This is a genomic window from Cutibacterium nasicola (assembly GCF_051303185.1).
In the GTDB taxonomy this organism is placed as follows: Bacteria; Actinomycetota; Actinomycetes; order Propionibacteriales; family Propionibacteriaceae; genus Cutibacterium.
Genome location: NZ_JBPPGE010000002.1, coordinates 62,601 through 88,203 on the forward strand (window position 1 = coordinate 62,601; position 25,603 = coordinate 88,203).

The window sequence follows — 25,603 nt, forward strand, 5'->3', positions numbered from 1 at the left end:
ACTACTTGTCCATTCCTGTGTGAACGTGGAAGTGGCGGGTCTCCCCCGCTTCCAAGTTGATGAGGGTGCCTGACGCCTCCGCGGCGTTGCGCCCCTCAGGGCGACATGTTCCGGGAAGCACGAACGCGCACACCCTCTGGTCGGCGTTGTGCAACAGCCAGCGCGTAGCAGTGGTGAACTCTTCGGTCGAAAACTCTGTCACGAAGCGCCCGCCCTCAGGCAAACTCATCTCAAAACGTGCCGTGGAGCCATACTGCGGAAGATCATCGGCGAAATAGACGATCTCGGGGTCGTAACGGCTACCGTCAGCGAGAACTTGAGAATCAACTCCGCCAGCCAGAATCTCCTCGTTAAATGCCAACCAATCCTGCGTGGGTGAAACATGGGCAGGAACACTGCGACGCAGCTGGAAAACGTCACCAATCGACTGGCTCATGCGCGCACCGTCAATCCATGCGTAGTTCATATGGCACATGTACTGCAACGGCATCGGCTGGTAGTGCGACAGGTTGGTCACGCTCAGATCGATGTCGATCATCGTGGCCCCGGTAGCAAGCGACACACGAGGAACAGCCTGGTAGTGGTGCCCGAACCCTTGGGCGTATTCACGACGACCACTCACGGCGATGGTGCCACCACTGACCTCCAGCCATCCCTCATCAAAACGAGAACAAGGGAACTCACCGTGCAGAGGATGCGTGTCCTCAGGGGCTGGACAGCCATTGGCGAGCAGTCCTGAGTGGAAGGCGAAGCAGCCATAAGTATTGACGATGACATCCGCGGGTTGAGGCTGGGAGAACATGTTGTCCATCGTGAGTGAGACACCATCGAAGACCACGTCCCAGATGATCTGACCCATGAACGGCAGAACTTCTACGTGCCCACGGGAGTTCGAAACTGTCACAGACGCCACGCCACTTTCGTAACGCTTTGCGGTGACGGTGAACTCATCAGATGACAACAAAACAGTGTCACGCCCAGCGGTGAAGAGTGATTCATGCAATGGAATTGTGTACATGAGAGACTTCCTTATTCAGATAAATGGTTAGTCGGCCACAGCCGCTGAATCGGAGCGCTGCAGGAGAATGAAGTGCGTCAGCACAGCCGCGAAACAAACCAGTGGCACTACGAAACTGAACGGCATCGAGCCAGTCCTATCGGAGACCATGCCTTGGAGGAGTGGAACTATTGCGCCGCCAACGATGGACATGACGATGACAGCGCCGCCAGTTTCGGTATGCCGCTTGTCAGTGATCGCGTCCAAAGTACGGGTGTAGATCGTGGCCCAGCAGGGTCCGAGCAGACCCGAGGTCAGGATTGCTGCCCATACTGCACTCATGTTGGGGACGAGCATCACGTACAGCAGCGCGAGACAGCCCAGCGTCGAGTAGATGATGATCGTTTTATTCGGGCCAATGCGAGTCATGAGAACGTTCGCCAGGAATTTCCCGAGAAAGAATGCAATGAACGCCCATATCATGAAATTAGAAGCAGTTCGTTCGTTCATAGTGTGATCGAGAGACAAAGCCAGGCGAATAGTGAATGACCAGAGCGCCGTCTGCAAACCCACGTAGAGGAATTGAACGAAAATTCCGCGACAGAAAGTCTTATTGCGAACGAGGTAACGTAACGTTTCCCCAATGCTAGCGCTGGCCTCTTGATCCTCTCCTGAGTTTGTATGCCGTAAGGGCTTGCAGTGGGGGAACTGGGTGATAGCCACGAGAATCAGCATCACGACGAGGACCATGACGATGTACTTGTAGGGCAGGAGGGTGCGCGCAAGCATCTCCTCAGCAAGGGCCCGTTTCTTCTCCGCGTCTAGTCCGGACATTCGCCCCTGCAAGCGATCCCCTTCGGAGAAAATCAAGTACTTGCCGAGCAGAATGCCAAAGATAGATCCAAGCGGATAGAAGGTCTGCGAGATGTTCAACCGGAGCGTGGAGGACTTCTTGGGACCGATCATTGATGAATACGTGTTGCAGGACGTCTCGAGGAAGCTGAGACCGACCGCAATGGCAAACAGAGCGACGAGGAACACCGAGTACGTCGCCATGTGCGATGCCGGGAAGAACAACATGCAGCCGACGATGTACAGCGTCAGGCCAATGAGAATAGAGAGCTTGTAGCTCCACTTTTTGATCACTCTCGATGCAGGAATGGCGATGACAAAATACCCGCCATAAAAGGCACTCTGGACAAAGGCAGAAGCCGCATCCGAGAGAGTGAAGATCGTCTTGAATTGTGTAATCAGAATGTCATTGAGACTCGCCGCTGCTCCCCATAATGGGAAGCAGATCGATAGAAGGATGTACTGGAAGATCGGCGTTCGATCCAGATAACCGTCATCCTGTTGCACTGCGCTGTGCTTGATGAGCATGTCAGTTGCCTTCCTTGATGATTCTGAGCCCGGCGGAAGCACCGATCCGATTTGCACCAGCTTCAACCATCCGAGTGAAATCCTCAGCTGTGCGAATTCCACCGGAGGCTTTGACGCCGAAATCTGGCCCCACCGTTTCGCGCATCAAGCGGACGGCGCCTTCCGTCGCGCCGGAGGTGGAGAACCCCGTCGACGTCTTGACGAAGTGAGCGCCCGCAGCCACAGATCGACAGCAGGCCTCAACGATCTCGCCATTGTCCAGCAGACACGTTTCGAGGATGACTTTGACGAGTGCGCCGTCTGCTGCCTCGACGACGGCACGAATATCATCCTGAACCCCCTCCCAGTCGCCAGCCTTTGCCAGCCCCAGGTTCATTACCATGTCGATCTCGTTCGCGCCGTGTGCCACCGACTCTCGAGTCTCAGCCTCTTTCGTGGCAGTGGTAGTCGCACCTAGCGGAAAGCCAATCACCGTACATACAGCTAGACCAGACCCCTGCAGCGCGTCATGAGCTGTGGGAACCCAATAGGGATTGACACACACGCTGGCAAAGTGGGCCTCTTTGGCCTCCTCGCACAGGCTGAGTACCTGGTCGCGAGTAGCAGTGGGGGCCAGCAGGGTGTGGTCGATGAGATGTGCCTTCGATGGCATGCGTTCTCCTTTGATCGCGTTGACAGGAACCACACAACCACCAATGGGAACATTTGTAAATCCTAAACTTCGCGAACGTTCCCAAAACTCCGTGAAGAAGCAGCCCATGCATGGCGTCATAGTGACAAATCCCTCACCCGCCAATGCCCCGAGGTGAGTCGTCTTCCAGCTCCGCACGGAGTTCACGCAGCAACGCCGTCGCCTCAGCAAGCCGGGCGGCATAACCCTCGGCTATCGCCGTAAGCAGCGGTGCCCGCACGTCCGCTGCCGCCGCAGCGAGAGACGCCCCCTCCTCGGTGAGCGTCAAGATGACCGCACGACCGTCATCTGATGAGGCAGACCGGGTGACGTAACCAAGATCAACAAGCCGCGACACAAGACGGCTCGGATGCCCCGACTCAGCAACCAAGCAGCCCGCAAGTTCCTTGAGCGACACCGGACCGAGCTCACCGAGGGTCATCAGCGCATCAGCCTGCACGCAGGTTAACCCAAGTGGACGAAACAACGCAGCAAGTGCCGCATTGAGCTCAGCAACGAAACGCTTAAGCTCGCTGGAAAACTCGAGCACCACCGTCGATTTATGTGACATGTGACCTACTTTCACTACGATCAACTACATGACATGTTACGTATCACAGCCACGGCGGGAGCGCACCGCTCTACGAGTGCAACAATTCACCGCAGCACCGCGCCTCGTACATGAACCGCTGGTAGTTCCAGCCCAGCGAGCGCTCGTACACGTCACACACCGCAGTCGGAGTCACCGATGCGCTCGCCGCGCATGGGGACTACCTCCTCCATCCGCGCAGTGGGTTCGTCCCCGGCTACGACTTCGTCGGCACCGTGGAACAACTACCCGCCCATGCCCCTGCCGAGCTGCGCGTTGGCGACCGAGTAGCAGGCATCCTGCCGCATATGCCGAGGCACTCCACGCGATCGCCTTGGCCATTGCAGTCGCCGTCGCGTGCCTCGGGCTGGCAGTGTGGTGGCTACGCCGTGGCGACCACACTGGCAGTGGATCACCCCTGACGGACCAGCAACCGTCAGAAACTGCCCCGATCCGCCAAATCCGCACGTCTGAAGCCCTTGGGGTCGGTGCTGCTCCGTAGGCGAGGGTCGCTCTCAGCGCCAAGGATCGGAGGTAAAACTGTTCGACCCGACACAGGTTGGCCTTGGATACGAGCGACTCTCTCGCCTCCTGCGAGAACGCGGCGTCAACCTCCGCAACCACTCACCATCGACCAGCGAGATTCGGCGATGCGCTCCATGCATGAGTATGGGGGTTTCCCTGGAATGCGTGGGCGACAAGTTTGGCTACACAGTGGGATCAGTTCGCAAGCACTTGATCACCGCTGGCGTCATGCTGCGCGACCGCACGGTCGTGGAACAGCCCCGAAGGCACAGCAGGACCATTGCTGAAGAGCAACGCACGCCAAGACACGTTACGTAACCTCACGGCCAGGCGAAGCGTGCAGCTCTCGTCGCCAGGTGCAGCAGCAGCTCGAAGTCGATGTTCCCTGTCGGGAGCATCATCTGCTCTTCCCGCACGAACTTGCAGATCAATTCCATGAGCTCCTTGGCCCCGCCTCCTGCGCAGCCTGCGTGATGCGATCCAAGGAGAGGGTGCCGGCGAGGGAGGCTTCGTCGATGATGACGAGTTGCCCAGACCGGAAGGTGGCCCCGGTGTGTTGGTGAGTGGTCCACCACTTGGCGGTGTTCTCCGTGACGATCCCCAGATCGCCGGCCAGCACTTGCGCCGCAACCGATTCATGATGGACTTGCGCAATCAACACCTGTGTCCCCGCACCTGCAACCGCCTGCCACACCAACGCCGACTCGGCACACTGGGCGTCACATCAAACCCCGCGACCGCACGTCGCGACCCCGCTCAGGATCAGGCGACAGGTCCAGCGCAACGCGATCAGCCGTCGAGTTGTACACCGGATACGCGCCCCAACAGATCACCCATGATCGGGATCGCGACCCATACCAACCAACGGCTGACGATGCGCGTCCGACACCTGCAAACCAAGCGCGAGTCCACCATGCCCCAGGGCAGCGATGACCGAACCCAGCTACCAACCTTGCGAACCGCCGATCACCGGAATTGGCGTCGGGAATGGTCCGCACCGCCCACGGGTTCCGGCTTGGTTGATCCGATGACAAACCTCGGTAGAGTCGAGTCGTGATCATTTGAGCATTTCCCTGACCTGCGTCCGAGGCCGTCTGCCCGGCAGGTTCTTTCACGTCTTCGGGATTTTGCTCATGCCTCACGTACTTGCTTCATCGTCGTTCACTGCCACGGGCTCGCATCTGCGAGTGGACGGTCTCTCGTTCTCCTACCCTGATCGGCGGGTACTCACGAATTTGTCGTTCGTCGTACCTGCTGGTGACCGGGTGAGGCTGATCGGGGAAAACGGGTCGGGGAAATCGACCTTGCTCAGGGTGCTCGCCGGATTCTTGGAGCCGACATCGGGAACGGTCGCCGTGAATGCACCGGATGCCGATGTACCAGTGATTGGGCTGCTTCATCAGGAGTCCCCGTTCTCCGCAGCTGAGATCATCGAGAATGCCATGGAGACTGTGGTTACCCCGTCGCGACGCGCAGCCGAAAAGGTCAGCAGGCTCGGTGCCGCGCCTGCGAACAACCCCGATGATCCAGTCACCGCCGACGCCTATGCGTGTGCCCTGGAAACGGCCGAGCGTCTTGGGGTGTGGGAGATCGAGGCGAGGGTCTCAGCGATGCTGACTGGACTCGGGCTCGGGGGAATCGACCGCGACCGGTCGATAGGGACGCTCTCCGGTGGGCAGTGAGTTCGGCTCGCTCTGGCGTGGCTGCTGCTGAGCGCACCGGATGTGCTGCTGCTGGACGAGCCGACGAACCATCTTGACGATGCCGCGACCGCATATCTCGTCAGCGTGCTCACGGCGTGGAGAGGGCCGCTACTTATTGCCAGTCAGGATCGGGCTTTCCTTGATGAGACGGCCACGTCGCTGCTCGACCTCGACCCGTCGCCACTCCCGCACACGGTCGCGGGGCCGCTGGTTGACGACGGCACGGGAACCGGGATCGGCCTCACCCGCTTCACCGGCAGCTACAGCGACTACCTCGCCGCACGAGCTGAAGCACGGCAGAGATGGGAACGGTGGTATCGCGATGAACAAGCCGAGCTTTCCCGGCTTCGTGCCGCGGTAAAGGATCAGCAGATGGTGGGACACTCGGATTGGCGCCCGCGTTCCGAGGTGCGCATGGCGAAGAAGTTCTACGCTGACCGCAACGCGCAGGTCATCTCTCACCACCGTCAACGCGGCTCTGAAAGATCGGTTCCCGGCCACGTCGCTCAGCATCAGCCGAGGCGAGAAATGGCTCATCACCGGCCCGAACGGATCAGGGAAATCGACCTTGCGCGGCCTGCTCGCCGGCACGCTGAAACCAAGCAGTGGGCAGGTCACGCGCACCCCGGTGGACCGCGTACGGCTGCTTGCGCAAGAAACCGCGCTACCTGACCCCTACGATCGCGGTCCTACACGCACGGTGCTCGACGCTTACACAGATTTGGTCGGTGCGGAACGTGCGGCACGGGTGCCGCTGAGCACCTTCGGGCTGATCGCTAGTCGAGACCACACCCGACGTGTGCAGGAACTCAGCGTCGGCCAACAACGTCGTTGCCCTCGCGGTAGTGCTGGCTGACCCGCCAGAGATCCTGCTGCTGGATGAGCCGACCAACCACTTTTCGCTCAGCCTCGTCACCGCACTCGAAGATGCACTCGTCCAATACCCTGGCACCGTCGTCGTTGCCTCACACGACCGGTGGCTGCGCAAACGATGGCAGGGTCAACGGCTGACACTCCCTGAACCGTGCTGACAAGCACAGTGCACCGAATCGAGGCGCAACTGCACCTGCAGCCAGAACCGAGCACCCGCTGTGCCGTCGCCAGCCCAGATGGCGAGGATGGCGTGGCCCGATTCACCGTGACGCCCTTCACGGCATGGAACGGGGGTTACGGACTTGCCCCGTCAGGGACCATCACCACGATCACGTCGACGAAGATCACCGGATAGATCGCATTCAGCGGTCTGCTCGCCCATTGGGTGGGTTCCGCCGGTGGCCTTCTCCGTGATCTGGCTGATGGTGTGTGTGGAGGCCGTCGTCCCACAAACCTCGTCGAAGTGTGTGACGATCTCACCAGTCATCAACCCGCACGGTCACCAACAGCACGGTCTGATCGATCCCGTCCAGACGGCGCTTGCGCTTGGGCACGATCACCTGAGCCCAAGACAGCAACAAGGCCCGAACCGAAACCATCGAGGATGGCAAGGGTTCGGGCCTTGTGGTGGGGTGGAGCATAGGGGATTCGAACCCCTGACCTTCTCATTGCGAACGAGACGCGCTACCAACTGCGCCAATGCCCCAACAACGCGGTTACGCTACCACATCCGGGCAACCCGCGCCACGGGCGCGACTCAGTCGACAAGGACCTCGTCAGCTCCGGACTCTTCCTGCTCCTTGGCGACGTCATCAAGGGCTGTGCGCATGTCCTGGACCATCGTCTCGATGTTTGACGGACCCTTCTGCGGTCCACCTGCAACACGACCGTCCACGCCCAGCAACCATGCCGTCGGGTATCCGTGAACCTCGAAGACCAAGTTGGCGGACCCGCCCTCGTCGACCAAGGACAGCGGGCGCAGCGACTCCGGAAGTGCCTCGCGAGCAGACTCGCCCATCACCAGGCATCGCACGTCAACCTCGGGCAACAGCGTCATCCATCGTGGAACTTTCGCCATCAGTGTCTCACACGGGCTGCAACCGGGAGACACGAAGAGCAGCAAGGCCGGACGCTGTCCCACCAGGCCGCGCAGGGTCGTGGTGCGTCCCTCGGCATCCGTCACCGATGCCAGCGGGATCGGCACAGACTCGTAGTCGGCAATCTCCTCGTCGTCATCCTCCTCGGCCACCTCGTCGACCGGGCGGTAGAGCACCGTCGCGAGGACAGCGGCGGTCAGCACGGCGGCAAGCCACCACCACAGATCACCGGCCGAAGCCTTGATGATCCTCTCGACGGCCGGACGACGGTCGTCAATGGCCGCGATGAGGGCCAGTACCGATGCTGCGACCAGCAGGACGTTGCGCATGATGGTTCGGATCCCGACGTCACCGGGAGCCAGATCGCCAAAACAATGACAGTCCACCGGATCGGGAATCGTCACGACTGCCCGAATGATGATGCCGAGGTAGAGGCAGAACAGCGCGACAGCGCAGGAGGCGACGACGATTCCGAACACCCCACCGACGATGAGCAGCAGGGCCCCCAGCACGATCTCTGCCCAGGGCAGCATGGACAGTACCCCCGACGGCAGTTGCGAACCGGGGAGGCCGAGTGCGTCGAGGGCATCACTGACTGTGTCGTGAGACTGAACCTTGCTGCCCCCCGAGACGAGGAGGACAACCGCGGCAAGCACCGTGCACAGCGTCAGACCGGAAAACACGGGTGCCATTGTGTCATCTCATCTGGCCTATGTCAGAACCGAGCTTCAGGCCGAGGAGGCTCGAACAATCCCCGAGGGACCCTCACGATCCTGCGAGAATGCCTGCTGGTCGTCGGAGGCTTCGATCTCGGTGACGACGGGGGTGTCGACCTGGCCTGGAACCGGGCCAGGAGCGGACAGGTCGATGGTGCGAACGGTCCGAGCACTCAACGGCGTCGAGACATAAGTCGGAGCGGTGACGACGACGTCGTCCCACAGCGAGCCCTCCGGGGCCGTCACCGGAGGGTTGAGGTCGATCGTCCAGGAGGTGGGCTCGTCCTCGGTGCGAAAGGGTTCCGTCTTCACCTCCAGGACTACGGTGTCCTCGTCCCATCCCCTGTCGATGAGGGCGTAACGACGATCAAAACGCTTCGCCATCGCCACCACGGACCACCGCGCCAGGGCGAAGAATCCGACCAGAAGAAGGGCGAGGACCGCCACCAGCCACCACGGCGTGACGTCGGCGATGGCAAGCACCGTGAAGAGCACCGTCAAACTCAACAGCACCAACATCGTGGTCATCCGACGCTTGGCGGCCACCGCCCAGGATCGCCTCACGTCGCGACGGGCGTACGACCTGGTGTACGGGGTGGACAACTCCACCTCGGGGCCGTCATCGGTCGTGTCGGGGGTAACTGTGCAGGAGCCTCGGGAGACCACGTTCATGGTGTCCGGGAAGTCCTCGTGCGCGTCATCGGGCACCTCTTGAGAACGTCGACGGTTGACGACCATCGGGACGAGATAGGCGATCCATCCCACGAGGACGATGGCGATGAGGACGGCTTGTACGGCTTGCACGAGTGACACGCTACGGGGGCTCCTCGGCGTGTCGCGTGGACCACACGCGGAGTGTCGAGAAACGAATTACAACGGCGTGGTTCGGTCCTCGTCCTCCACCATCGGCGACCCCGGAAGAAGGTGGTTGGCGAGGTAGTGGCACAGGACGCCATCGGGGTAGTCGTCGGCCAGCAGACGAAACACCCGGTGATCGCGCCATTCACCGTCAATGTGCAGGTATGCAGGCCTCATCCCTTCCTCCGCCATGCCGAGTTTCTCCACCACGCGCAGGCTCTTGGCATTCTCGGGACGAACGCAGATCTCGACTCGGTGCAGCCCCATCACTTGGAAGAGGTAGTCGCACGCCAGCGCCACCGCTGTCGGCGCCACACCCTTACCCGCATGGGCGGACGCCACCCAGTAACCCATCGAGCATGTCATGGCCGATCCCAAGGAGACCGACGACACCGTCAGCTGTCCGATGAGTGGCGTCGTGGCACGGTTGACGGTTCGATGATCGGGCCATCCGTCGTCCCAGCCGATGGCCCACGGCAGGCTGCTGCCTTCCTTGGCACGCTTGCGGTTTCTCAAAACCATCGTGAGATACCCGCCAATGCGCTCGTGGGACCCCGGTGGTTTCGTCGCCTCCCACGGGCCGAGCCACTGCCAGTCGAGTTCACGCGTGGTTGTCCACCTCACCTCGTCGGCTCGCCGGAACGGACGCAACACCACCCCACCGGCTTGCAGGGTCACCGGCCAGTGATGGTGACGTGGCATCGTCACTCCCCACGGCAGACGAGATGAGGTCATGCCGTCACCTCAACCACCAGCACACCAGTGGCATACCGGTCGGAACCGGCTCATCGCCCGCCCCGACGACGGCGATTGCGTCAGCCATCGACAGGTCGACGGCGTGGGTGACGTCACCCATTCCCGCTCGTGAGAGGACCGGACGACCTCCGACTCGAGCCAGGCGCACCGGGACGAAGGTCGTGGAGTCCGGGTGACGGGCAATCGGCCGATCCGTCTCGGCCTTGAATACATCAGCCGGCGGCAGGCCTGACAGCTTGCGCAGCAGAGGTTGCACAAAGGCCATGAACGAGATGAGAGCTGGCCCGGGGCCTGCTGGCAGGACGACTAGGGGGACCAAGCTCGGGTCGATGAGGGCGAATTCCTGATTGGCCCCCGGCTCCATCGCCACCCTGGCGAAGTCAGTACCCCCCATTCGTGGCAGTACCGACGAGACGGCGTCCTGCTGACCAACGACCATGCGATCGCTGGTGGCCAGGACGAGGTCCGCACCGCGTACGGCATCGGACAGCAGCCGTGTCAACTCACTGTCGCACGAGGTGTTGGTGGAGATGACGGTGACGTCGGCGTCGAGGGCGCGGGTGGCGGATTCGATAGCTGCAGCCGTGGCATCAAGGGAGGCAATCTCTTCGGCGCCATTGGCGCGGGCTCGCCTCTCGATCTCCTCACGCTGGCCCTCATCAGCTCGTACCGCCACGATGACGACCTTGGGACGCGGTCGGACGAACACCTCGTCGATACCGGCTGAGGCCAGCATTGAGATGATTCCGGGATGCAGGATCGTCCCATTGCGTACCAGGACCTCGCCTGTTCCGTAGTCCGACCCTGCGAGACGAGCTCCAGCCCACCTCTTGACCGGAGAGAACAGCACGATGTCGCCATCGGCGTCGAGCAGGTCCGGTGGGAGGACGCAGTCGGTACCCTCTGGCAACAGCGACCCAGCCATGACGCGCACAGCGGTGCCCGGGGTGACTGGAGTGGGAGGGCGACGATCGATCTGGATCTCCACGGAGCCGGAACGCCCTGCCATCTTGGTGGACGCAGAATCGAGGGCATAACCGTCAATGACAGCCGTCGTCACCACGGGCACGTCATGAGGTGCGTGGATGTCCTCACACACCGCCAGCCCCACAGCCCGCGGCACATCCATGGCGACTGGTGGAACGGCCTGGACGAGGCTGCACAAGTAGTCGCGATGATCGACGATTGACCGACGCCCGGACATGTCCGTCTCGGGCGCTCCCGGAAGGCCGAGAGGTTCCTCCTCGGGCTCCGGGGCATCGATCTGCTTCTTCCTGTGGAACAAGGCCATGGCATCACCCTAGAGGTCATGGCGCGGTCTGCCCGGCAGCGACTCGGCCAGGGCGTAGCATGAGGGAGTGATGACGCACCACAGCCCCGCCAGTGAGGACCCCTCTGATCCTCGGCTCGGCAAGGAGGAGCTCCGACGGCGCTGCCAGGCCCGCCGGGCAGCCGTGGACCACCAAACCAGGATCAGCAGGGACGACCGCCGCACCGAGCACGCCATGAGTCGGCTGCTGTGGGCCCACAAGGTCGCCCTCTACCTGTCTCGTGGGGATGAACCGGACACCGTGGGACTGGCCGACACCCTCGTCATGATGGGAAAACAAGTCCTGGCTCCAGTGTTGACCGACGGCCACGGTCACTCCCTGCATGAACCAGCGTGGGCGTGGTACGACGGTATGAACGTGCGTACCGGACTGTGGGAGATTCCCGAGCCGGTCGCTGCTGTGTTGCCGGACTCGGCCATCGCCGAGGCCGAGGTTGTGCTGTGTTCGGCCTTGTTGGTCGACCGGACGGGCTACCGGGTCGGCGTGGGAGGCGGCTGGTACGACCGTGTCCTCCCCCAGCGAGCCCCTGGGGTTCCGGTGTGGGCGGTCGTCAATGATGACGAAATCGTCGACGAGGTTCCCCATGATCCATGGGACGAGCCGATCACCGCTGCTCTCGCTCCCACTGGCCTGCACCTGTTGGGCCAGTGAACGACGCGGAATTTCCTGGTACCCGACAGCGCGCCTATCATTCGACAGGCGCCTGACACCGATCGGGCCGGAACGAGGAGATCATGCCCACCTACCAATACCGATGCAACGACTGCGACCGTGACCTCGAGGTCGTGCAGAAGTTCAGCGACCCCTCGCTGACTGTCTGCCCCACCTGTGAGGGCGAGCTGCGCAAGGTCTTCAGCGCGGTGGGAGTGGTCTTCAAGGGGTCGGGCTTCTACTCCACCGACAATCACACCAAGGCAGGCTCCACGGCGGCCACTGCCGGGAGTTCGTCCTCCTCCGATTCTTCCTCGACGAAATCCGAGTCGACGTCGTCCTCGTCATCCTCCTCGACGACGAAGACCTCCGACAACGCATCCTGAGTGACGGGTCCTGGCAGGGCGAGAACCTCCTGTGGACGAAAACTGCCCTGTGGACAACTGAACGATGTCGTCTCCTTCGGCGATAACTGTGGGTGTGAGACTGACATCGAAAAACTCCCAGGCCCCTCGAGAATCGACCCGTAAGCACAAGACCACCGCGCGACGGCGTCTGCATGTCCTCGTCGTCCGTCATCGACGCGGATTGGCGGCCCTTCTCGCCGCACTGGCCGTGTTGCTCGTGGCCTCCCCCGGAAAGGCCATGACAACTTCCGGTCGAGAGGTCATCGTTGCCGCCCATCCCATCGAGGGCGGACGCACCATTCAACGTTCCGACCTACGTAGCGTCCGAATGGATCCTGCCGTCCTACCGCATGAAACAGCGACCCTCGCGCAGGTGGAGGGTCGCCAAGCATCAGCTCGTATCACTGAGGGAACGATCCTGACGGCATCAGCCGTGCTGTCCGGCTCCAGCGTCGGAACCGGAAAAGCCTTGGTGGGGATTCATCTCGCCGACTCGTCAATGGTCGGCATGCTGCAGGTAGGCCAACGGGTATCTGTCGTCTCACCTAGCGAGGACGGAACACCGCACATCCTCACCCGTGGCGCAATCATCCGTAGCCTGCCCACCAGCGGCGGTGGACTCGCACAAGGTTCCCCGTCCACGGAATTGGTGGTGGTGTCTACTGGATCGGCCGATGCCGCGGCGATCGCTGTGGCTGGCCAGGGGCAGCCCTTGGGACTGGTTGTGGAGTGAGTTCGCATCTGGCGAAACAGCGGAAACGGTATTAGCCGCACCTCTGATGTCCCGTTACGGTTCTCAACGGGCCCGAGAACATCGGGGCAGTACCAACTCGAAAGGAGACCCGTGAAGGGATTCAAGGACTTCCTGATGCGCGGCAACCTCATTGAGCTCGCTGTGGCATTCATCCTTGGCGGCGCGTTCTCCACCGTCGTCAAGTCATTCACCGCGGTCATCATGGATCTATTCGGCAAGGTCGGGGGCACCCCGAACTTCTCCGGTTGGGTCCCGGGCGGGGTTCATGTCGGTGCCTTCATCACCGACGTCATCTCCTTCTTCGTGATGTCCTTCGTCATCTACTTCGGGCTCATCAAGCCCGTGGAGATCGCAACGAAGAAACTCAACCACACCGAGGAGGAGCCGGCGGCTGCCCCCACCATCGCCGATCTCCTCATCGAGATCCGCGATGAGCTGCGCTCCCGTCCGATTCAGTGACCTGACTCAGTGCAACACGCTGTGTGGTGGTCGTTCGGACAACAGACGAGCCTCGTCAGGCCCGATGACCACCGCACCGCGATGCACTGTCGAGCTCAACCCGTCCAGCCCGGCTATCCGACGCGTCTGGGCGAGCACCGCTCCATAGCGGGCGAACTCAAGTCCGGAGGCCAGGTCGTCGGGGAGCGAGTCGGGCCACGAGCGTCCGGTCTGTTGACATTCAGCTCGCCGCTGCGTCAGTCGTGAGGCCGGCCAGCCCTGCTCGGCCAGCCAATCCACCAGGTCGGCGGCCTCCCAACCTGGCCCGTCAGGGGCGGTAAGCCGCTGTCCGGTGAGGGCCGCGGCCACCGCCTCCCAACATTGCTGATCAGATGTCACTTCTGACCTGAACGCTCGCCGGTGAGCACGGTGCCGTCAGGGATCCTCTGAGGCCTCTCGGTGCTGAGGGTGGCATCTGTCTCGACGACGACCCCCGACCCGAAGGTCCAGTCTCCCCTGACCGTGAGAGAGGTGGCCTTGCGCAGCGACGGCGGCTCCGGGATGCGATCGTTGAAGTCACTGACCTTCTTGTAGAACTCCTTGTCAAGGTCGATGGCGCAGGTGTCGTCAGTCATCTTGACCAGGTGAGCGGAATCATCAAGGTCGTACACGTCGGAGCGCAGCAGCAGCAGCTCATTGGTCGTCTTGACCGGCAGGAACCGGGAGCGATCCACGCAGATGCAGGTGGCGCCCTCGAAGACCTCGATGGCACCACCCATGGCGGACTCGATCTGAATGACCGGGGTTGAGGAGGAATCCTTTGGGTCGACGGTCTTGTCGTTGCGGATGATCTGCAGACCCATCACGCCGTGACGCTCGTCGAGGACCTTCTTGAGGGCCTCGAGGTCGAACCACAAGTTATTGGTGTGGAAGTAGGGATGACGGTTCTCGTCGGTGAAGTACTCCATCTCCTCATCGGCGGTCTGGGCGGTGTCGCGCAGGATGAGCTGACCGTCGGACTTGCGTACGGCCAGGTGGCCACCCTTCTTGTCGTTGATGGTGCGATGGCACAACTCGGCGGCGTACGGGGCGCCCGAGGCGGCGAACCAGCCGGCCAGACGACCGTCGGGAACCGCCCCCAGGTTGTCGCCGTTGGACACCGAGGCGTACGTGAACCCAGCGTCCAACAGCTTGTCGAGCACACCGGATCCGAACAGGGCGGTGTAGAGGTCCCCGTGACCCGGCGGGCACCACTCCAGGGAGGGGTCCTTCTCCCACTCGACCGGGGTGAGAGTCTCGGCGTCGAGCTTGGGCTCCTGATTTTGCAGAAAGTCCAGGTCCAATCCCTTGACAGCCAGATCCGGGTACTTCTCAAGAACCTTGAGGGTGTCCTCACGAGTGCTGAAGGAATTCATGAACATCAGCGGCAAACGGGCGCCGAACTGCTTGCGAGCCGACAGCACCTGAGTGGCGATGATGTCGAGGAAGGACTTCCCGTCTCGCACCTCGAGCAGGGACTTCGCGCGGTCCAGACCCATCGAGGTTCCCAGGCCACCGTTGAGCTTGATGATGACGGTCTTGTCGAGCGCCTCGGCGGCCTGCTCCTCACTGACCTCGACGTCGTCGAGCATCGGCGGATCAGTCATCGGGGAGATGGTGTCCTCGCGGATGAGCCCGGTGTCACCGGTCTCGAGCTGGTGATAGTAGGAGGTGAAGACATCAATGGCGACGGGATCGACACGTGCCTCGGCCATCTTCCGGCGCGCAGCTTCAAGTCCTTCTTCGCTCATTGTTGCTCCCTTGCTGGTAGACAGACGTCACCAGTCTATCGAGGAGGCTCCACCGGCACGGTGGAGCATGCCACCCCGATGTGGTCGGGGTTGGTGGGTGAGGTTGGCCCTTCCCACCACACCGGACTAGGCTGGTGTGGCCCTTTGTGGGCAGGGCCCCGTAGCTCAGGGGATAGAGCAGTGGTTTCCTAAACCATGTGCCGTAGGTTCGAATCCTATCGGGGCCGCCCTCAGGCGTAACGCCGTTTCATGTCGACCTCGATCTCCTCCAATGAGCGTCCCCTCGTCTCCGGCATCACCTTCACCAGGATGAGCGCGATGACGAGGTTGGCAATGCCGTAGGTGAGGTAGGTTCCGGCACCTCCCAAGTCTGCCAGCATGACCGGGAAGGTCCAGGTGATCGTCGCGTTGGCCAACCAGCCACAGAAGACCGCGGCACCATTCATGGCTCCACGCATCCGGGTCGGGAACATCTCGCCGAGCATGGTCCACACCACCGTGCCGTTGGTGGACTGCACGATGAGCATGAACAAGCTCATGAGAACGAGCACGAGGATGGGTGCCCACTTCGGCACTCCCGTGCCCATCTGGGGAGCGGTCGCGAATCCAAAGGTGGCAGCGATGCCGAGCAGACAGACACCGACGGCGGTCACGTCGAAGATCAGTAGGTGACGACGATCGAACCGCTCGATGAGCCACAGGCCAGCGCCGGCGCCGATGACGGACATGACGCCGTTGGCCACCTGGGCGATGATCGAGGCCTGGGTGCTCATACCGGCGAATTCCAGTACCTTCGGCGCGTAGTACATGACGGTGTTGACGCCAGTGGTCTGGTTGACTGCGGCGAGGAAGATCCCCACCAGCAGCAGCCGTCGGGTCCAGCGCAACTCCACGACAAGGGCCCATTGCTGACGATGAGTGAGCCTGCCGCCCGCACCGTGGAGCTCGACCATCTCGGTGATCTCGTCAACGAGCGGTTCGTCGACCCCCTCCTCGCGAACCTGCTTGAGGCAGGCGATCGCCTCGCTGAGCTGACCATGGCTGAGGTGCCAGCGAGCCGACTCGGGCATCTTCCTCATGCCGATCCACAAAGCGATGGCCGGCAGGGTGCAGACCACGAGCATCCAGCGCCATGCACCGCCGGATCCAGCGGACACCGACAGCTGGGCGAGGAAGGCATGGAATGCCTCGTCACTCATCGTCCCGCCGTGGGACGTCGTCAGGGCCTGCAGCTTGTCCCAGGAGTAGGTTCCGGGATCGAGCCGACCGGACGGGTCGGCGGTCACCGTCAGGCTCGGGCCGCCGTGTGCCGCAGAAATGGCGGCATTGACGGAAAAGGCCAGCAGCTGACCGAAGACGATCATGAACTGGTCAAGAGCGACGATGCGACCACGCATCCGCTTCGGAGAGGTCTCCGACAGATAGACCGGCACCGTTGCCGAGGCCGCACCCACGGCAAAGCCGAGCACCACCCGGAAGGGATACATCACCCACATACTGGGAGCCACGGCTGTGCCGAGGGCACCAGTGATGAACAGGACGGCGAGGGTCAGCAGGTTGTGCCGGCGTCCCCAGCGATCGCTCATCATGCCGCCTACGAGCCCGCCGAAGGCCGCACCAAGGGTGAGTGTTCCCCCGATGGCGCCTTCATGGCCCACCGTCAGGGCCAGGCCGCCAGCAGCATGTGGCAGGTACATGAAGGGTAGCGCGCCAGAGATGACTCCGGTGTCATAGCCGAAGAGCAGGGAGCCCAGGGTGGCAACTGCCGCCACCACACCGACACGGCGCTTCGGGCCTGCCGGTTGCGTCGTTTCGACGAGCTCGGCGACCTCGGCTCTCGATGTCACGGACAGCTCCTATGAACGGGATGTCGCACCGACGCACCACTGGGCTCGGCACCGCGACCCGACCGGCAGCCATAACTCAATCACGTATGACACGAAGAAGGCCGACGGCAGGACGTTACCATCCTGTCGTCGGCCCCCGTACCCGCACACAGTGGCGGGAATGAGAAACCCCGATGTCAGCCCTGCTTCTGGGTCTCAGCCTGCTTCTTGAGATCCTCGACGTCGATCCCCTTGACCTTCTCGATGAGCTCGTCGAGCTGACGGCCCTGCAGCAGGCCGGACTGACGGAAGACGAGGTACCCGGCGCGGAAGGCCATGATCGTCGGGATGGAGGTGATTTCCAGACCGGCGGACAGCTCTTGCTGGTCCTCGGTGTCGACCTTGGCGAAGGTCACGTCGGTGTGACGCTCGCTGGCGTCCTCGTAGATGGGCGAGAAGCGCTGGCACGGTCCGCACCAAGATGCCCAGAAGTCGATGAGGACGACATCGTTGGAGTCGACGGTCGAGGAGAAGTTGTCCTTGGTCAATGCGACGGTAGCCACGTTGTACCTCCCGGTAATTGCTTGGGTTCGGTCGACCGCAACGCCGTGGCGCCTCGGCCCATGTGTGATGCAACAGCGTCAGGTGCTGGTGTATTCCCAATGTGCCAATCCGTATTCACCTGGATGTCACGCGCCTTTCAACTCGGCAATCGCCGTCGCTCCCAGATCACGCAGCAGGTGACCGGCACGCACGGGCCGCGCGGCAATGACCGACACCACACGGGACAATCCCGGCAATGCCTCGTCGGAGACGTTGACGTCGTAGCCGGGAGCCGCGGGGTCCAGCATTGGGTTGGACCCGTCCGCCCACTGCTCGTTGAGCTTGTTCCAGGTCGTCACCCAGGCATTGCCGATCTCGCTGCCCGACGGCACCCCGAAGAAGTGACCCACCGGGGCATGATGGCGCAGGGCCACCAGACCGGATTCCTGAAAAATACGGGCCAGACGCACCCGGGAGTCCAAGGCCCGGCGTTCCTCCGATGTACCGGCGAGCACCCACTGGCACGGGTGCGGACAGGTGATACCGACGTCCGGACGCTCACCGACATCAATAGTGGCGTGGTTCATCGCGCATACACCCAAGGCTTCGCCCAACCTGGAATGGAACTTGTCCAGGTACGAGGTGTAACCCTCCTGGTCACCCTGAGCAGCATGGAGGCTGCGTCGAGCCGTTGCATTCATGGCCGAGGTGTGGGCGCAATCCTGACCGTCGCCTCCCCACTTCTCCCCCACCTTACCGGGCAGGGTGAGCGGGTCCCCGCCGTCTCTGAGCACCGGCTGCCAGGCCAGCTGGCCCAGGTACTCCCCCAGGATGTGGCAGGTCACGACAACCTGCTGGGGCTCCTCACGGTGCATTCGGATGTCGAGGACCTCGAGCATGAGCTCGTAGAGGGGCACCAGGTCTCCCAGTGCTCCCCTCACAGTTGCCCGCGGATGATGCGGAAAACCCGCGTCAGTGAGCCGGGACCGCAGGTCAGCAGGCAGAGGATCCCCGATCTCCTCGAAGTCCTCGGCATCAAGGGCCAGGACCCTGCGGGCCACCGCCGTCACCGCAGCAGCCTGCACCAGGTGGGGATCGTCGCATTCGGACGCCCGCGCCATCCGCAACATGGAATCGGCGGTGTCATACCAACCCGCCTCACAGAGCGTGACGATCTGGTTCAGATCTGGCAGCTGACTGGGCCACAGGGTCTGGGGCACACTCATCGCGGCATCGTCACCGCGATTCAGCAGTTCTGGACGACGAACAGACCGGAAAGGACCTCGGGATCGACGACGACCGAACCGTCCGGACCCGTCAAGCGGATGCCGTCGGCATCATCGTCGACCTCAATGCTCCTGCCCGGCAGCAAACCAGCGGCGTAGGTGTCGGTGAGATTACCCTCGGTGGCCTGGAAGAACTCCGACAACCGGGTGACGGTCACGCTGACCGGGCAACCGGCCTCGGCAATGATCTCGTCAAGGGGCTTGGAGTCGTCGCGGAAACGCGCGGAGTCGTCCGGGCGACGACCGATCTGCTCGGGAGGAAGGGGGCAACCGTACGGAGAGACATCAGGGTTGTCGAGGATCTCGGTGAGATGCTTCTCAACCTCACCGGAGATGACGTGCTCCCAACGGCACGCCTCGTCATGGACCAAGTCGGGTCGAAGACCAATGACCTCGGTGAGCAGGCACTCAGCCAGACGATGTTTGCGCATCACCGTCTCGGCCACGTCATGGCCCTCCTGCGTCAATGAAATCGAGCGGTTCGCCCCGACGACCACAAGACCGTCACGTTCCATACGAGCCACGGTCTGGGAGACGGTGGGGCCCGACTGGTGCAATCGCTCGACGATACGAGCTCGGCGCAGTTCGACACCCTCCTCGAGCAGCTCGTAGAGAGTCCTCAGATACATCTCCGTGGTATCAACGAGCTCACTGCTCACGGTGCACCTCTTCCCCGCCCTCACAGCCGAGGGGCGTCGCTGGCCACCTGCCCACCGGACAGGCTGTCTGACAAAACGGTCGGGGCGTCATTGCTCACGCCCGAGTGACCTCCCGTCATGAAGTTTAGTGCTCAAGTACCTGCGATGACCGTCAGACGGACTCACCGCGACGGATGACGCGAACCAGATGGCCCTTCTCGTCGGTGAGGCACATGTCAGCCCAGTGCCCCTCCTCCAGGACGCCGACCTCGTTCAAACCGTGGAGTTCGGCCGGTGTGGTGGCTGCCATGACGGCGACTTGGCCCAGCGGCAGGCCCACGACAGCAGTGACGAACTCGACCGCGCGGCCCATCGTCAGAGTGGATCCTGCGATCGCTCCCAGCGAACCGTCGGCGGCCAGCAGTCGGGCGCGACCATCCACGACCTTCACCGGCAACCTGCCCAGGATGTAATCGCCGTCAGGCTGACCGGTGGCACTCATGGCGTCGGTGACCAGGGCGATGCGCTGCGGTCCGGCAGCCAAGATGGCCATCCGAATGACGTCGGGCGCCAGGTGCACACCGTCACAGATGAGCTCGCAGACCACACGCGAGTCAGTGAGCATCGGCGGAACTGGACCGGGCTTGCGGTGATGGATGGACGGCATCGCGTTGAACAGATGTGTCATGACGTCAGATCCAGCGTCGACGGCAGCGCTGGCAGTGATGTTGTCGCACTCGGTGTGACCGATGGCGGCGTGCACCCCGGCCTTGGTGAAGGTGGCGACGGCCTCCAAGCCGTGCTCGCGCTCCGGGGCGATCGTCACCATTTTGAGAGCAGACCCGCCTACTGTGATGAGTCGGTCCACCGACGCCGGGTCGGGATCACACAAGAGCTCGACGGCGTGGGCTCCCTTGCGCGATTCGGCGAGGAAAGGCCCCTCGAGGTGGATGCCGGCGATCTCGTCGTCGTCCATGAGCTGGCGGAGTCGCCCGATCTGGTCGACGACGTCGCCAATGGCAGCGGTCACGGTGGAGGCGAACAGGGTGGTCGAGCCCTGACTACGGTGGTAGTGGACGGCCCGCAGTGCGGCGTCGCGATCAGGATCGGTGAAGTCAGCACCGGCGCCACCGTGGCAGTGGGTGTCGACGTAACCGGGCAGGATCCACTCGTCGACGAGCTCAGCCTGCGGATCGATGCCCTCGCCGACCTTGATGATGCGTCCGGCCTCGACGGTGATCGTTGCCGGTGACTCACTTCCGTCACGGGCGACAACGTGGTGTGAAGCAATACGGCTGATCATCGATGCCTCCTTGGCAGCGGGTTTTTCCACATACTGTCACATGGCCACAGCGTGAACTCGGGCTTCGTCCGGCCCAGGATCTGCGAGGATCAGAGCATGGCTGAGCCAAGGATTCCCAGTGACCTCCTGCCCTCGGACCCCCGTTTCGGGTGTGGCCCGTCCCGGATCCGACGGGAGGTGGTGGCCAGTCTGTCCGAGCCGGGATCGGTGATGGGTACGTCCCATCGCCAACCACCTGTTCGCCATGTGGTCGCCGCGATCCGCGAGGAGCTCTCCACCCTCTACGACCTTCCGGTCGGACACGAGGTTGCCCTCGGCAACGGCGGAGCCACCCTCTTCTGGGACATGGCGACCGTCTGCCTGGTGGGGAAGCGCGCCGCAACTGGCGTTTATGGCGAGTTCACGAAGAAGTTCTCCTCTGCTCTGCAGAGGGCCCCCTTCCTCGCTGATCCGGCAGTTTTCCAGGCCCCGCCCGGCAAGCTTGCCCTGCCGCAAGCCCTCGGAGAGATCGATGCATATGCGTGGGCTCACAACGAGACCTCCACCGGGGTCATCGCCCCGGTCCGTCGACCGGATGAGATTGACCAGGATTCCCTGGTTCTCATCGATGCCACGTCAGCCGCCGGAGGAGTTGCTGCAGACGTGGCGCAGACCGACGCCTACTACTTCTCACCGCAGAAGAACCTGTCCTCGGACGGCGGATTGTGGCTCGCAATTCTGTCACCAGCAGCGATCGAACGCTCGGAACGACTGACTGGCTCGGCCCGCTGGGTACCGCAGATGCTCGATCTCAGCGTCGCGGTGAAGAATTCCCGGGCTGATCAGACCCTCAACACTCCTGCGCTGGCCACCCTCGTCATGTTGGAGGCGCAGTGCCGCTGGCTGCTGGACAAGGGCGGCATGACGTGGGCGGCATCCCGCACCACGTCGACCTCGGGGATCCTCTACCGCTGGGCGGAGGACAACCCGCTGACGGCCCCGTTCGTCACCGATCCGGCGCTGCGCAGCCCGGTGGTGGTGACGATCGACATCGACGAGTCCGTCGACGCCGTCCGGCTGTGTGCCCGCGCCCGCGAGAACGGGATCCTCGACATCGAGCCCTATCGCAAACTGGGCCGCAACCAGATTCGGGTGGCCACCTTCAGCTCGATCGAGCCGGGCGACATCGAGGCGTTGACGGCCTGCCTGGATTGGCTCCTGGAGCACCGCGACTAACGGTGTCGCCAGGTGGTGTCCTGGGAGCGGTCGTGCAGGAAGGTCACGATGCCGGCGCACAGCGCCACCGCGACCGCTCCCAACACCGCGATGAGGGTGCCCGAGCGCGCCTTGGAGGTGGGCTTTCCGGTGGCCTGAGTTGCCCCTGCCCTGGAACTCGGAGTCAACGAGGGGGTCGGCGAGATCGAAGTCAGCTTCGTCGGGAAGTCAATTCCCTGTACCTTGCTGCCCGAGGTCGCGACCTCCAAGGTCTTCTGAGTGGTGTCGGTGGTGATGGCCTGCCCACCCGAGAACGCCGCGTTGGCAACCGTCTTCCAGGAGTAGGCGTCAACGACGCGAACCTCATGGTCGGTCAGCATGGCCATCCGTGACCCGTCCGGCAGGAAGGTGGCGTCCTTGACCCCAGCGGGGGCGTCGGCCACCTTTTCCAGGGGGTTGGACTCCGTGCGGCTGACCTGCGGGCCGCCACGGTAGATCGCCGGGTGGGGGCCGTCAGTGATGATGTAGAAGGTCCCCTTCGGGCTGACTGCCAAGGCCTTGGCGTCGTGGGCGCCGTCAGGGTAGGTGAACATCCACTCGTAGTAGGTGGATTGACTGGCGGCCGTCGCGGTGGGAGACATCACTCGGATGCCGCGACGCGTGGCCTTCTCGTCACCGATGTCGGCGACATAGAGGACTCCATTGGCCCATGACATCGCCTCCACGTCGTGGAAGGCCGGGTCCCACTTCACCCGATGGACCTGCTTACCCGTCTTGTCGAGGGCAAGCAGGGAGCGGACCGTCGACGGAGAACCATCGGTGACCCAGTACCAGTCGTTGTCGAGGTCGGCGGCCATGCCCACCGGATTGCCGAGCTCCTTGTCCGTCGTGACGGTGAGATCGACGGCGGCAGCGGGGCCAGTCGAAAGCCCCCAGGCACATCCCAGGGCCACCAGCGCACTCACGCAGCGGGAACGTCGGGTCCTGGATCGTCGGGTCACGAAGAGACATCCTGCCATGCCGGATCGACCTGTGACAGCAGGGATCCCACCACGACGAGCAGTACGAGGATGATGAGAACCCCGCTGATGGTGTGCTGCCTGGGGCGTGGATTCATGGATTACACCTTATGCTGACCTCGTGACGAATAACCTGTTTCCATGGGTGGGTTGAGACTCAACACCATCGCGATCGACGAAGTTCGCGACATGTTTGAGGCTGACGAGGGACTCGCAACGAAGCTACGCACATGGACCGAGGCCACTTTCAGCGTGCCCGTCCACCACCATCGTCGATCAGGGTGGCACAGCCCGTTCCACCCGCTCTACAAGCCCAATGTTGAAGACCCGATGCTGCCGGTGGGATGGCCAACTCCCAATGACGTCGAAGACCTGGTCCGTGGCCGTTCCATCGAGGCTGATCGTCTGGGCCGCTGCTGGCGACTCGTCAATGAGTGGCTGACCCACCTGTCGTGGGGATGGACCGAGATCCCGATGTCGGTGGCACGGCTCCATGAGCTCAATTCCGATCTGGCGGCTGTCGGCCTGCCCAGCACCTGTGCCATCGAGCGGCTCATGGTCAAGGATCCGCGGATTCCGCTACGACCGGCACCCGGCATGAGGATCGGCCATGCGAGCACCGAGCAGGTTCTGACAACTCGGCTCGGACTGACTGGCGTCGTCGACAAAATACCGGTCGAGCGGCAAGGTGAAGGTGACGCCGTCCTGGGTTTCCTCAACTCATTCCGGGGTGGATGGACCTCGCCGGCGACCTGGGGCGTCCGGCGCCAGGCCTCTTGGTGGTCTGGCAACCGGACACCGTCAGTGGGCTTCAACCCACCAGCCTCACATCTGGCCGAGCAGTCTCATGAGCAGCGACTGGGCGAAGTAGACCACGAAGAGGGCCGCAACAACCCACAACAGCGGATGGATCTTGCGCGCCTTGCCAGCGATGGTCTTGGTGATGCAGAACATGATGAGGCCGGCGCCAATACCCGTGGTGATCGAGTAGGCGAACGGCATGAGCACCATGCCCAGGAAGGCCGGAAGACCCTCCTCGACGTGCTTCCAGTCGATGTGGGTGACCTGGGCCATCATGAGGAATCCGACGAAGACCAGCACTGGTGCGGCCGCCTCCGAAGGAATGATCGAGACGATCGGCGCGAGGAACATCGCCAACAGGAATCCGATACCGGTGACGATGGAGGCGATACCCGTTCGGGCTCCTTCCCCCACGCCAGCAGCGGATTCGACGTAACCGGTGGCCGACGAGGCCGAGCCGAGACCGCCAGCGACGGCAGCCAGGGCGTCGACGACGAGGATCCCCTTGAGGTGCTCGGGATTGCCGGTCTCGTCAAGGATGCCGGCCTGGTCACCGATGGCGACGACTGTTCCCATGGTGTCGAAGAAATCAGCAAGCATGAGGGAGAAGACGACCAGCAGGGTTCCCAGGAACACTCCGACGCGGAAATGCCCGTCAGCCAGGAAGCCGCCGAACAGGTCGACGTGACCCAGCAGGCCCAGATTGGGCAGGCGGAAGTCAGCTGCTCCGGGCAGCCGCGGAACGTTGAGGGCCCAACCGGTGGGGTTCTCCTCGCTCTGTGGTCCAAGGTGCGCGATGGCTTCGATGATGACACCGAGCAGCGAGGTACCAATGATGGCGATGAGCATGGATCCCTTGACGTGACGCTGGTGCAGGACGACGAGAAGCAGGAATCCGAACAGGCACAGGAAGATCGGCCAGCCCTCCAGACTGCCGCCGACGCCCAGGGTGACCGGGGTGCCGGAACCGCGGCGGACGACGCCGGAATCCACGAAACCAACGAAGGCGATGAACAGGCCAATTCCGACGCTGATCGCCGAACGTAGGGAGTTCGGGACAGCCCGGAAGATCATTTCCCGGACGCCGGTGAGGACGAAGATGAGGATGAGGGCGCCTTCCCAGACCACCAGGCCCATCGCCTGGGACCATGTCATCGTTGGGGCGACGACGTAGGCGAGCAGAGAGTTGATGCCAAGGCCAGTTGCGATACCCATCGGGAATCGTCCCCAGATACCCATGGCTATCGTCATGACCGCGGCCACCAAGGCGGTAACGGCCATGACCATCATCTTGTTGTCGTCAATGGCAGCCGTGTTGAGAGTGGTGCCAGCGGCGTCGAGGAACTTCGGGGCACCGTTGAGGAGCTTGCCGTTCTTGTCGGCCGCGGTACCGATGATGAGAGGGTTCAGGGCCAGGATGTAGGCCATCGTGAAAAAGGTGACGATGCCGCCGCGAAC

General features: G+C 62.7%; 27 protein-coding genes, 2 tRNA genes and 3 pseudogenes. 12 read left to right on the forward strand and 20 right to left on the reverse strand.

Going from position 1 to position 25,603, the window contains the following annotated elements; genetic code table 11:
- Window position 1 precedes the first annotated feature (1 nt).
- From ACSJJT_RS04060 to ACSJJT_RS04075, 4 genes are all read right to left on the reverse strand, one after another.
- Window positions 2-1,018 (reverse strand): aldose 1-epimerase family protein, encoded by a 1,017-nt coding sequence (locus tag ACSJJT_RS04060; protein WP_435917111.1) that lies wholly within the window; start codon window positions 1,016-1,018, stop codon window positions 2-4.
- Between the two features lie 27 nt (window positions 1,019-1,045).
- Window positions 1,046-2,377 (reverse strand): L-fucose:H+ symporter permease, encoded by a 1,332-nt coding sequence (fucP, locus tag ACSJJT_RS04065; RefSeq protein WP_435917112.1) that lies wholly within the window; start codon window positions 2,375-2,377, stop codon window positions 1,046-1,048.
- A gap of 1 nt (window position 2,378) precedes the next feature.
- Complete coding sequence (deoC, locus tag ACSJJT_RS04070; RefSeq protein ID WP_435917113.1) at window positions 2,379-3,029, reverse strand: deoxyribose-phosphate aldolase; 651 nt, start codon at window positions 3,027-3,029, stop codon at window positions 2,379-2,381.
- Between the two features lie 133 nt (window positions 3,030-3,162).
- Complete coding sequence (locus ACSJJT_RS04075; protein WP_435917114.1) at window positions 3,163-3,618, reverse strand: MarR family winged helix-turn-helix transcriptional regulator; 456 nt, start codon at window positions 3,616-3,618, stop codon at window positions 3,163-3,165.
- A 170-nt stretch (window positions 3,619-3,788) separates the two neighbouring features.
- Here ACSJJT_RS04075 and ACSJJT_RS04080 point away from each other — a divergent pair.
- Window positions 3,789-4,058: pseudogene (locus ACSJJT_RS04080) on the forward strand (alcohol dehydrogenase catalytic domain-containing protein); the annotation flags it as partial.
- A gap of 530 nt (window positions 4,059-4,588) precedes the next feature.
- On the opposite strand, the gene ACSJJT_RS04085 reads toward ACSJJT_RS04080, so the two are convergent.
- Window positions 4,589-4,855, reverse strand: coding sequence for an AAA family ATPase (locus ACSJJT_RS04085; protein ID WP_435917115.1), 267 nt, complete (start codon window positions 4,853-4,855; stop codon window positions 4,589-4,591).
- Between the two features lie 571 nt (window positions 4,856-5,426).
- Between ACSJJT_RS04085 and ACSJJT_RS04090 the strand changes: the two genes are divergently transcribed.
- From ACSJJT_RS04090 to ACSJJT_RS04105, 4 genes and pseudogenes are all read left to right on the forward strand, one after another.
- Window positions 5,427-5,843 (forward strand): ATP-binding cassette domain-containing protein, encoded by a 417-nt coding sequence (locus ACSJJT_RS04090; protein WP_435917116.1) that lies wholly within the window; start codon window positions 5,427-5,429, stop codon window positions 5,841-5,843.
- Window positions 5,844-5,948: 105 nt separating this feature from the next.
- Window positions 5,949-6,170 (forward strand): annotated as a pseudogene (locus ACSJJT_RS04095) (ABC transporter ATP-binding protein); the annotation flags it as partial.
- Between the two features lie 229 nt (window positions 6,171-6,399).
- Window positions 6,400-6,720 carry an ATP-binding cassette domain-containing protein gene (locus ACSJJT_RS04100; protein WP_435917373.1) on the forward strand — a complete coding sequence of 107 codons (321 nt, stop codon included), beginning with the start codon at window positions 6,400-6,402 and terminating at the stop codon, window positions 6,718-6,720.
- A 168-nt stretch (window positions 6,721-6,888) separates the two neighbouring features.
- A complete protein-coding gene (locus tag ACSJJT_RS04105; protein ID WP_435917117.1) occupies window positions 6,889-7,092 on the forward strand; it encodes a hypothetical protein in 204 nt (67 codons plus the stop codon).
- Window positions 7,093-7,213: 121 nt separating this feature from the next.
- On the opposite strand, the gene ACSJJT_RS04110 is transcribed toward ACSJJT_RS04105, so the two are convergent.
- From ACSJJT_RS04110 to ACSJJT_RS04135, 6 genes are all read right to left on the reverse strand, one after another.
- Window positions 7,214-7,336 carry a hypothetical protein gene (locus tag ACSJJT_RS04110; protein ID WP_435917118.1) on the reverse strand — a complete coding sequence of 41 codons (123 nt, stop codon included), beginning with the start codon at window positions 7,334-7,336 and terminating at the stop codon, window positions 7,214-7,216.
- 34 nt (window positions 7,337-7,370) lie between these two features.
- Window positions 7,371-7,443: transfer RNA gene (locus ACSJJT_RS04115), tRNA-Ala, on the reverse strand.
- Between the two features lie 51 nt (window positions 7,444-7,494).
- On the reverse strand, window positions 7,495-8,526 hold the full coding sequence (locus ACSJJT_RS04120) for a TlpA family protein disulfide reductase (protein WP_435917119.1): 1,032 nt from the start codon (window positions 8,524-8,526) through the stop codon (window positions 7,495-7,497).
- Window positions 8,527-8,562: 36 nt separating this feature from the next.
- Window positions 8,563-9,354, reverse strand: a complete 792-nt coding sequence (locus tag ACSJJT_RS04125; RefSeq protein ID WP_435917120.1) for a hypothetical protein — start codon at window positions 9,352-9,354, stop codon at window positions 8,563-8,565.
- Between the two features lie 66 nt (window positions 9,355-9,420).
- Entirely contained in the window at window positions 9,421-10,080 is a 660-nt protein-coding gene (locus ACSJJT_RS04130; protein ID WP_435917374.1) for a GNAT family N-acetyltransferase, read from the reverse strand.
- Window positions 10,081-10,147: 67 nt separating this feature from the next.
- Complete coding sequence (locus ACSJJT_RS04135; RefSeq protein ID WP_435917121.1) at window positions 10,148-11,455, reverse strand: MoeA family protein; 1,308 nt, start codon at window positions 11,453-11,455, stop codon at window positions 10,148-10,150.
- Between the two features lie 70 nt (window positions 11,456-11,525).
- Between ACSJJT_RS04135 and ACSJJT_RS04140 the strand changes: the two genes are divergently transcribed.
- The 4 genes from ACSJJT_RS04140 (at window position 11,526) to mscL (ending at window position 13,766) form a co-directional block, all read left to right on the forward strand.
- Window positions 11,526-12,146 (forward strand): 5-formyltetrahydrofolate cyclo-ligase, encoded by a 621-nt coding sequence (locus ACSJJT_RS04140; RefSeq protein ID WP_435917122.1) that lies wholly within the window; start codon window positions 11,526-11,528, stop codon window positions 12,144-12,146.
- Between the two features lie 83 nt (window positions 12,147-12,229).
- Window positions 12,230-12,532: an FmdB family zinc ribbon protein gene (locus ACSJJT_RS04145; protein ID WP_435917123.1), complete on the forward strand. Its 303-nt coding sequence runs from the start codon at window positions 12,230-12,232 to the stop codon at window positions 12,530-12,532.
- A 94-nt stretch (window positions 12,533-12,626) separates the two neighbouring features.
- Window positions 12,627-13,286 carry an SAF domain-containing protein gene (locus ACSJJT_RS04150; RefSeq protein WP_435917124.1) on the forward strand — a complete coding sequence of 220 codons (660 nt, stop codon included), beginning with the start codon at window positions 12,627-12,629 and terminating at the stop codon, window positions 13,284-13,286.
- 111 nt (window positions 13,287-13,397) lie between these two features.
- The gene (gene mscL / locus ACSJJT_RS04155; RefSeq protein WP_435917125.1) at window positions 13,398-13,766 is read left to right on the forward strand and encodes a large conductance mechanosensitive channel protein MscL; all 369 of its coding nucleotides are present in this window, start codon (window positions 13,398-13,400) and stop codon (window positions 13,764-13,766) included.
- 6 nt (window positions 13,767-13,772) lie between these two features.
- On the opposite strand, the gene ACSJJT_RS04160 is transcribed toward mscL, so the two are convergent.
- Both ACSJJT_RS04160 and ACSJJT_RS04165 read right to left on the reverse strand, forming a co-directional pair.
- Window positions 13,773-14,144: a hypothetical protein gene (locus tag ACSJJT_RS04160; protein ID WP_435917126.1), complete on the reverse strand. Its 372-nt coding sequence runs from the start codon at window positions 14,142-14,144 to the stop codon at window positions 13,773-13,775.
- Complete coding sequence (locus ACSJJT_RS04165) at window positions 14,141-15,535, reverse strand: UTP--glucose-1-phosphate uridylyltransferase (protein ID WP_435917127.1); 1,395 nt, start codon at window positions 15,533-15,535, stop codon at window positions 14,141-14,143. The genes ACSJJT_RS04160 and ACSJJT_RS04165 overlap by 4 nt, the downstream gene beginning before the upstream one ends.
- Before the next feature lie 154 nt (window positions 15,536-15,689).
- On the opposite strand from ACSJJT_RS04165, the gene ACSJJT_RS04170 reads away from it, so the two are divergent.
- Window positions 15,690-15,762, forward strand: a tRNA-Arg gene (locus tag ACSJJT_RS04170).
- Window positions 15,763-15,765: 3 nt separating this feature from the next.
- On the opposite strand, the gene ACSJJT_RS04175 is transcribed toward ACSJJT_RS04170, so the two are convergent.
- From ACSJJT_RS04175 to ACSJJT_RS04195, 5 genes are all read right to left on the reverse strand, one after another.
- On the reverse strand, window positions 15,766-17,382 hold the full coding sequence (locus ACSJJT_RS04175; protein ID WP_435917128.1) for an MFS transporter: 1,617 nt from the start codon (window positions 17,380-17,382) through the stop codon (window positions 15,766-15,768).
- 176 nt (window positions 17,383-17,558) lie between these two features.
- A complete protein-coding gene (gene trxA / locus ACSJJT_RS04180) occupies window positions 17,559-17,942 on the reverse strand; it encodes a thioredoxin (RefSeq protein WP_435917376.1) in 384 nt (127 codons plus the stop codon).
- 108 nt (window positions 17,943-18,050) lie between these two features.
- The gene (locus ACSJJT_RS04185; protein WP_435917129.1) at window positions 18,051-19,130 is read right to left on the reverse strand and encodes a hypothetical protein; all 1,080 of its coding nucleotides are present in this window, start codon (window positions 19,128-19,130) and stop codon (window positions 18,051-18,053) included.
- A 20-nt stretch (window positions 19,131-19,150) separates the two neighbouring features.
- Entirely contained in the window at window positions 19,151-19,873 is a 723-nt protein-coding gene (locus tag ACSJJT_RS04190; protein WP_435917130.1) for a metal-dependent transcriptional regulator, read from the reverse strand.
- A gap of 127 nt (window positions 19,874-20,000) precedes the next feature.
- Window positions 20,001-21,131, reverse strand: a complete 1,131-nt coding sequence (locus ACSJJT_RS04195; RefSeq protein WP_435917131.1) for an N-acetylglucosamine-6-phosphate deacetylase — start codon at window positions 21,129-21,131, stop codon at window positions 20,001-20,003.
- Window positions 21,132-21,227: 96 nt separating this feature from the next.
- Here ACSJJT_RS04195 and serC point away from each other — a divergent pair, with 96 nt between their 5' ends.
- On the forward strand, window positions 21,228-22,346 hold the full coding sequence (gene serC / locus ACSJJT_RS04200) for a phosphoserine transaminase (RefSeq protein WP_435917132.1): 1,119 nt from the start codon (window positions 21,228-21,230) through the stop codon (window positions 22,344-22,346).
- Here the strand turns inward: serC and ACSJJT_RS04205 are convergent.
- Entirely contained in the window at window positions 22,343-23,182 is an 840-nt protein-coding gene (locus ACSJJT_RS04205) for a hypothetical protein (RefSeq protein WP_435917377.1), read from the reverse strand. The genes serC and ACSJJT_RS04205 overlap by 4 nt on opposite strands.
- A gap of 303 nt (window positions 23,183-23,485) precedes the next feature.
- Here ACSJJT_RS04205 and ACSJJT_RS04210 point away from each other — a divergent pair.
- Window positions 23,486-24,195, forward strand: a pseudogene (locus tag ACSJJT_RS04210) (hypothetical protein).
- Here the strand turns inward: ACSJJT_RS04210 and ACSJJT_RS04215 are convergent.
- Window positions 24,170-25,573 carry an NCS2 family permease gene (locus ACSJJT_RS04215; RefSeq protein WP_435917378.1) on the reverse strand — a complete coding sequence of 468 codons (1,404 nt, stop codon included), beginning with the start codon at window positions 25,571-25,573 and terminating at the stop codon, window positions 24,170-24,172. The pseudogene ACSJJT_RS04210 and the gene ACSJJT_RS04215 overlap by 26 nt on opposite strands.
- Window positions 25,574-25,603 lie beyond the last annotated feature (30 nt).

What these genes read in the sequence shown, in the direction of transcription:
- ACSJJT_RS04060 (WP_435917111.1), bottom strand. Translation starts at nt 1,018, where the DNA reads ATGTACACAATTCCATTGCATGAATCACTCTTCACCGCTGGGCGTGAC.
- fucP (WP_435917112.1), bottom strand. Translation starts at nt 2,377, where the DNA reads ATGCTCATCAAGCACAGCGCAGTGCAACAGGATGACGGTTATCTGGAT.
- deoC (WP_435917113.1), bottom strand. Translation starts at nt 3,029, where the DNA reads ATGCCATCGAAGGCACATCTCATCGACCACACCCTGCTGGCCCCCACT.
- ACSJJT_RS04075 (WP_435917114.1), bottom strand. Translation starts at nt 3,618, where the DNA reads ATGTCACATAAATCGACGGTGGTGCTCGAGTTTTCCAGCGAGCTTAAG.
- ACSJJT_RS04110 (WP_435917118.1), bottom strand. Translation starts at nt 7,336, where the DNA reads ATGGTTTCGGTTCGGGCCTTGTTGCTGTCTTGGGCTCAGGTGATCGTG.
- ACSJJT_RS04120 (WP_435917119.1), bottom strand. Translation starts at nt 8,526, where the DNA reads ATGGCACCCGTGTTTTCCGGTCTGACGCTGTGCACGGTGCTTGCCGCG.
- ACSJJT_RS04135 (WP_435917121.1), bottom strand. Translation starts at nt 11,455, where the DNA reads ATGGCCTTGTTCCACAGGAAGAAGCAGATCGATGCCCCGGAGCCCGAG.
- ACSJJT_RS04140 (WP_435917122.1), top strand. Translation starts at nt 11,526, where the DNA reads ATGACGCACCACAGCCCCGCCAGTGAGGACCCCTCTGATCCTCGGCTC.
- ACSJJT_RS04145 (WP_435917123.1), top strand. Translation starts at nt 12,230, where the DNA reads ATGCCCACCTACCAATACCGATGCAACGACTGCGACCGTGACCTCGAG.
- ACSJJT_RS04165 (WP_435917127.1), bottom strand. Translation starts at nt 15,535, where the DNA reads ATGAGCGAAGAAGGACTTGAAGCTGCGCGCCGGAAGATGGCCGAGGCA.
- ACSJJT_RS04185 (WP_435917129.1), bottom strand. Translation starts at nt 19,130, where the DNA reads ATGAGTGTGCCCCAGACCCTGTGGCCCAGTCAGCTGCCAGATCTGAAC.
- ACSJJT_RS04195 (WP_435917131.1), bottom strand. Translation starts at nt 21,131, where the DNA reads ATGATCAGCCGTATTGCTTCACACCACGTTGTCGCCCGTGACGGAAGT.
- serC (WP_435917132.1), top strand. Translation starts at nt 21,228, where the DNA reads ATGGCTGAGCCAAGGATTCCCAGTGACCTCCTGCCCTCGGACCCCCGT.
- ACSJJT_RS04205 (WP_435917377.1), bottom strand. Translation starts at nt 23,182, where the DNA reads ATGGCCGCCGACCTCGACAACGACTGGTACTGGGTCACCGATGGTTCT.
- ACSJJT_RS04215 (WP_435917378.1), bottom strand. Translation starts at nt 25,573, where the DNA reads ATGGCCTACATCCTGGCCCTGAACCCTCTCATCATCGGTACCGCGGCC.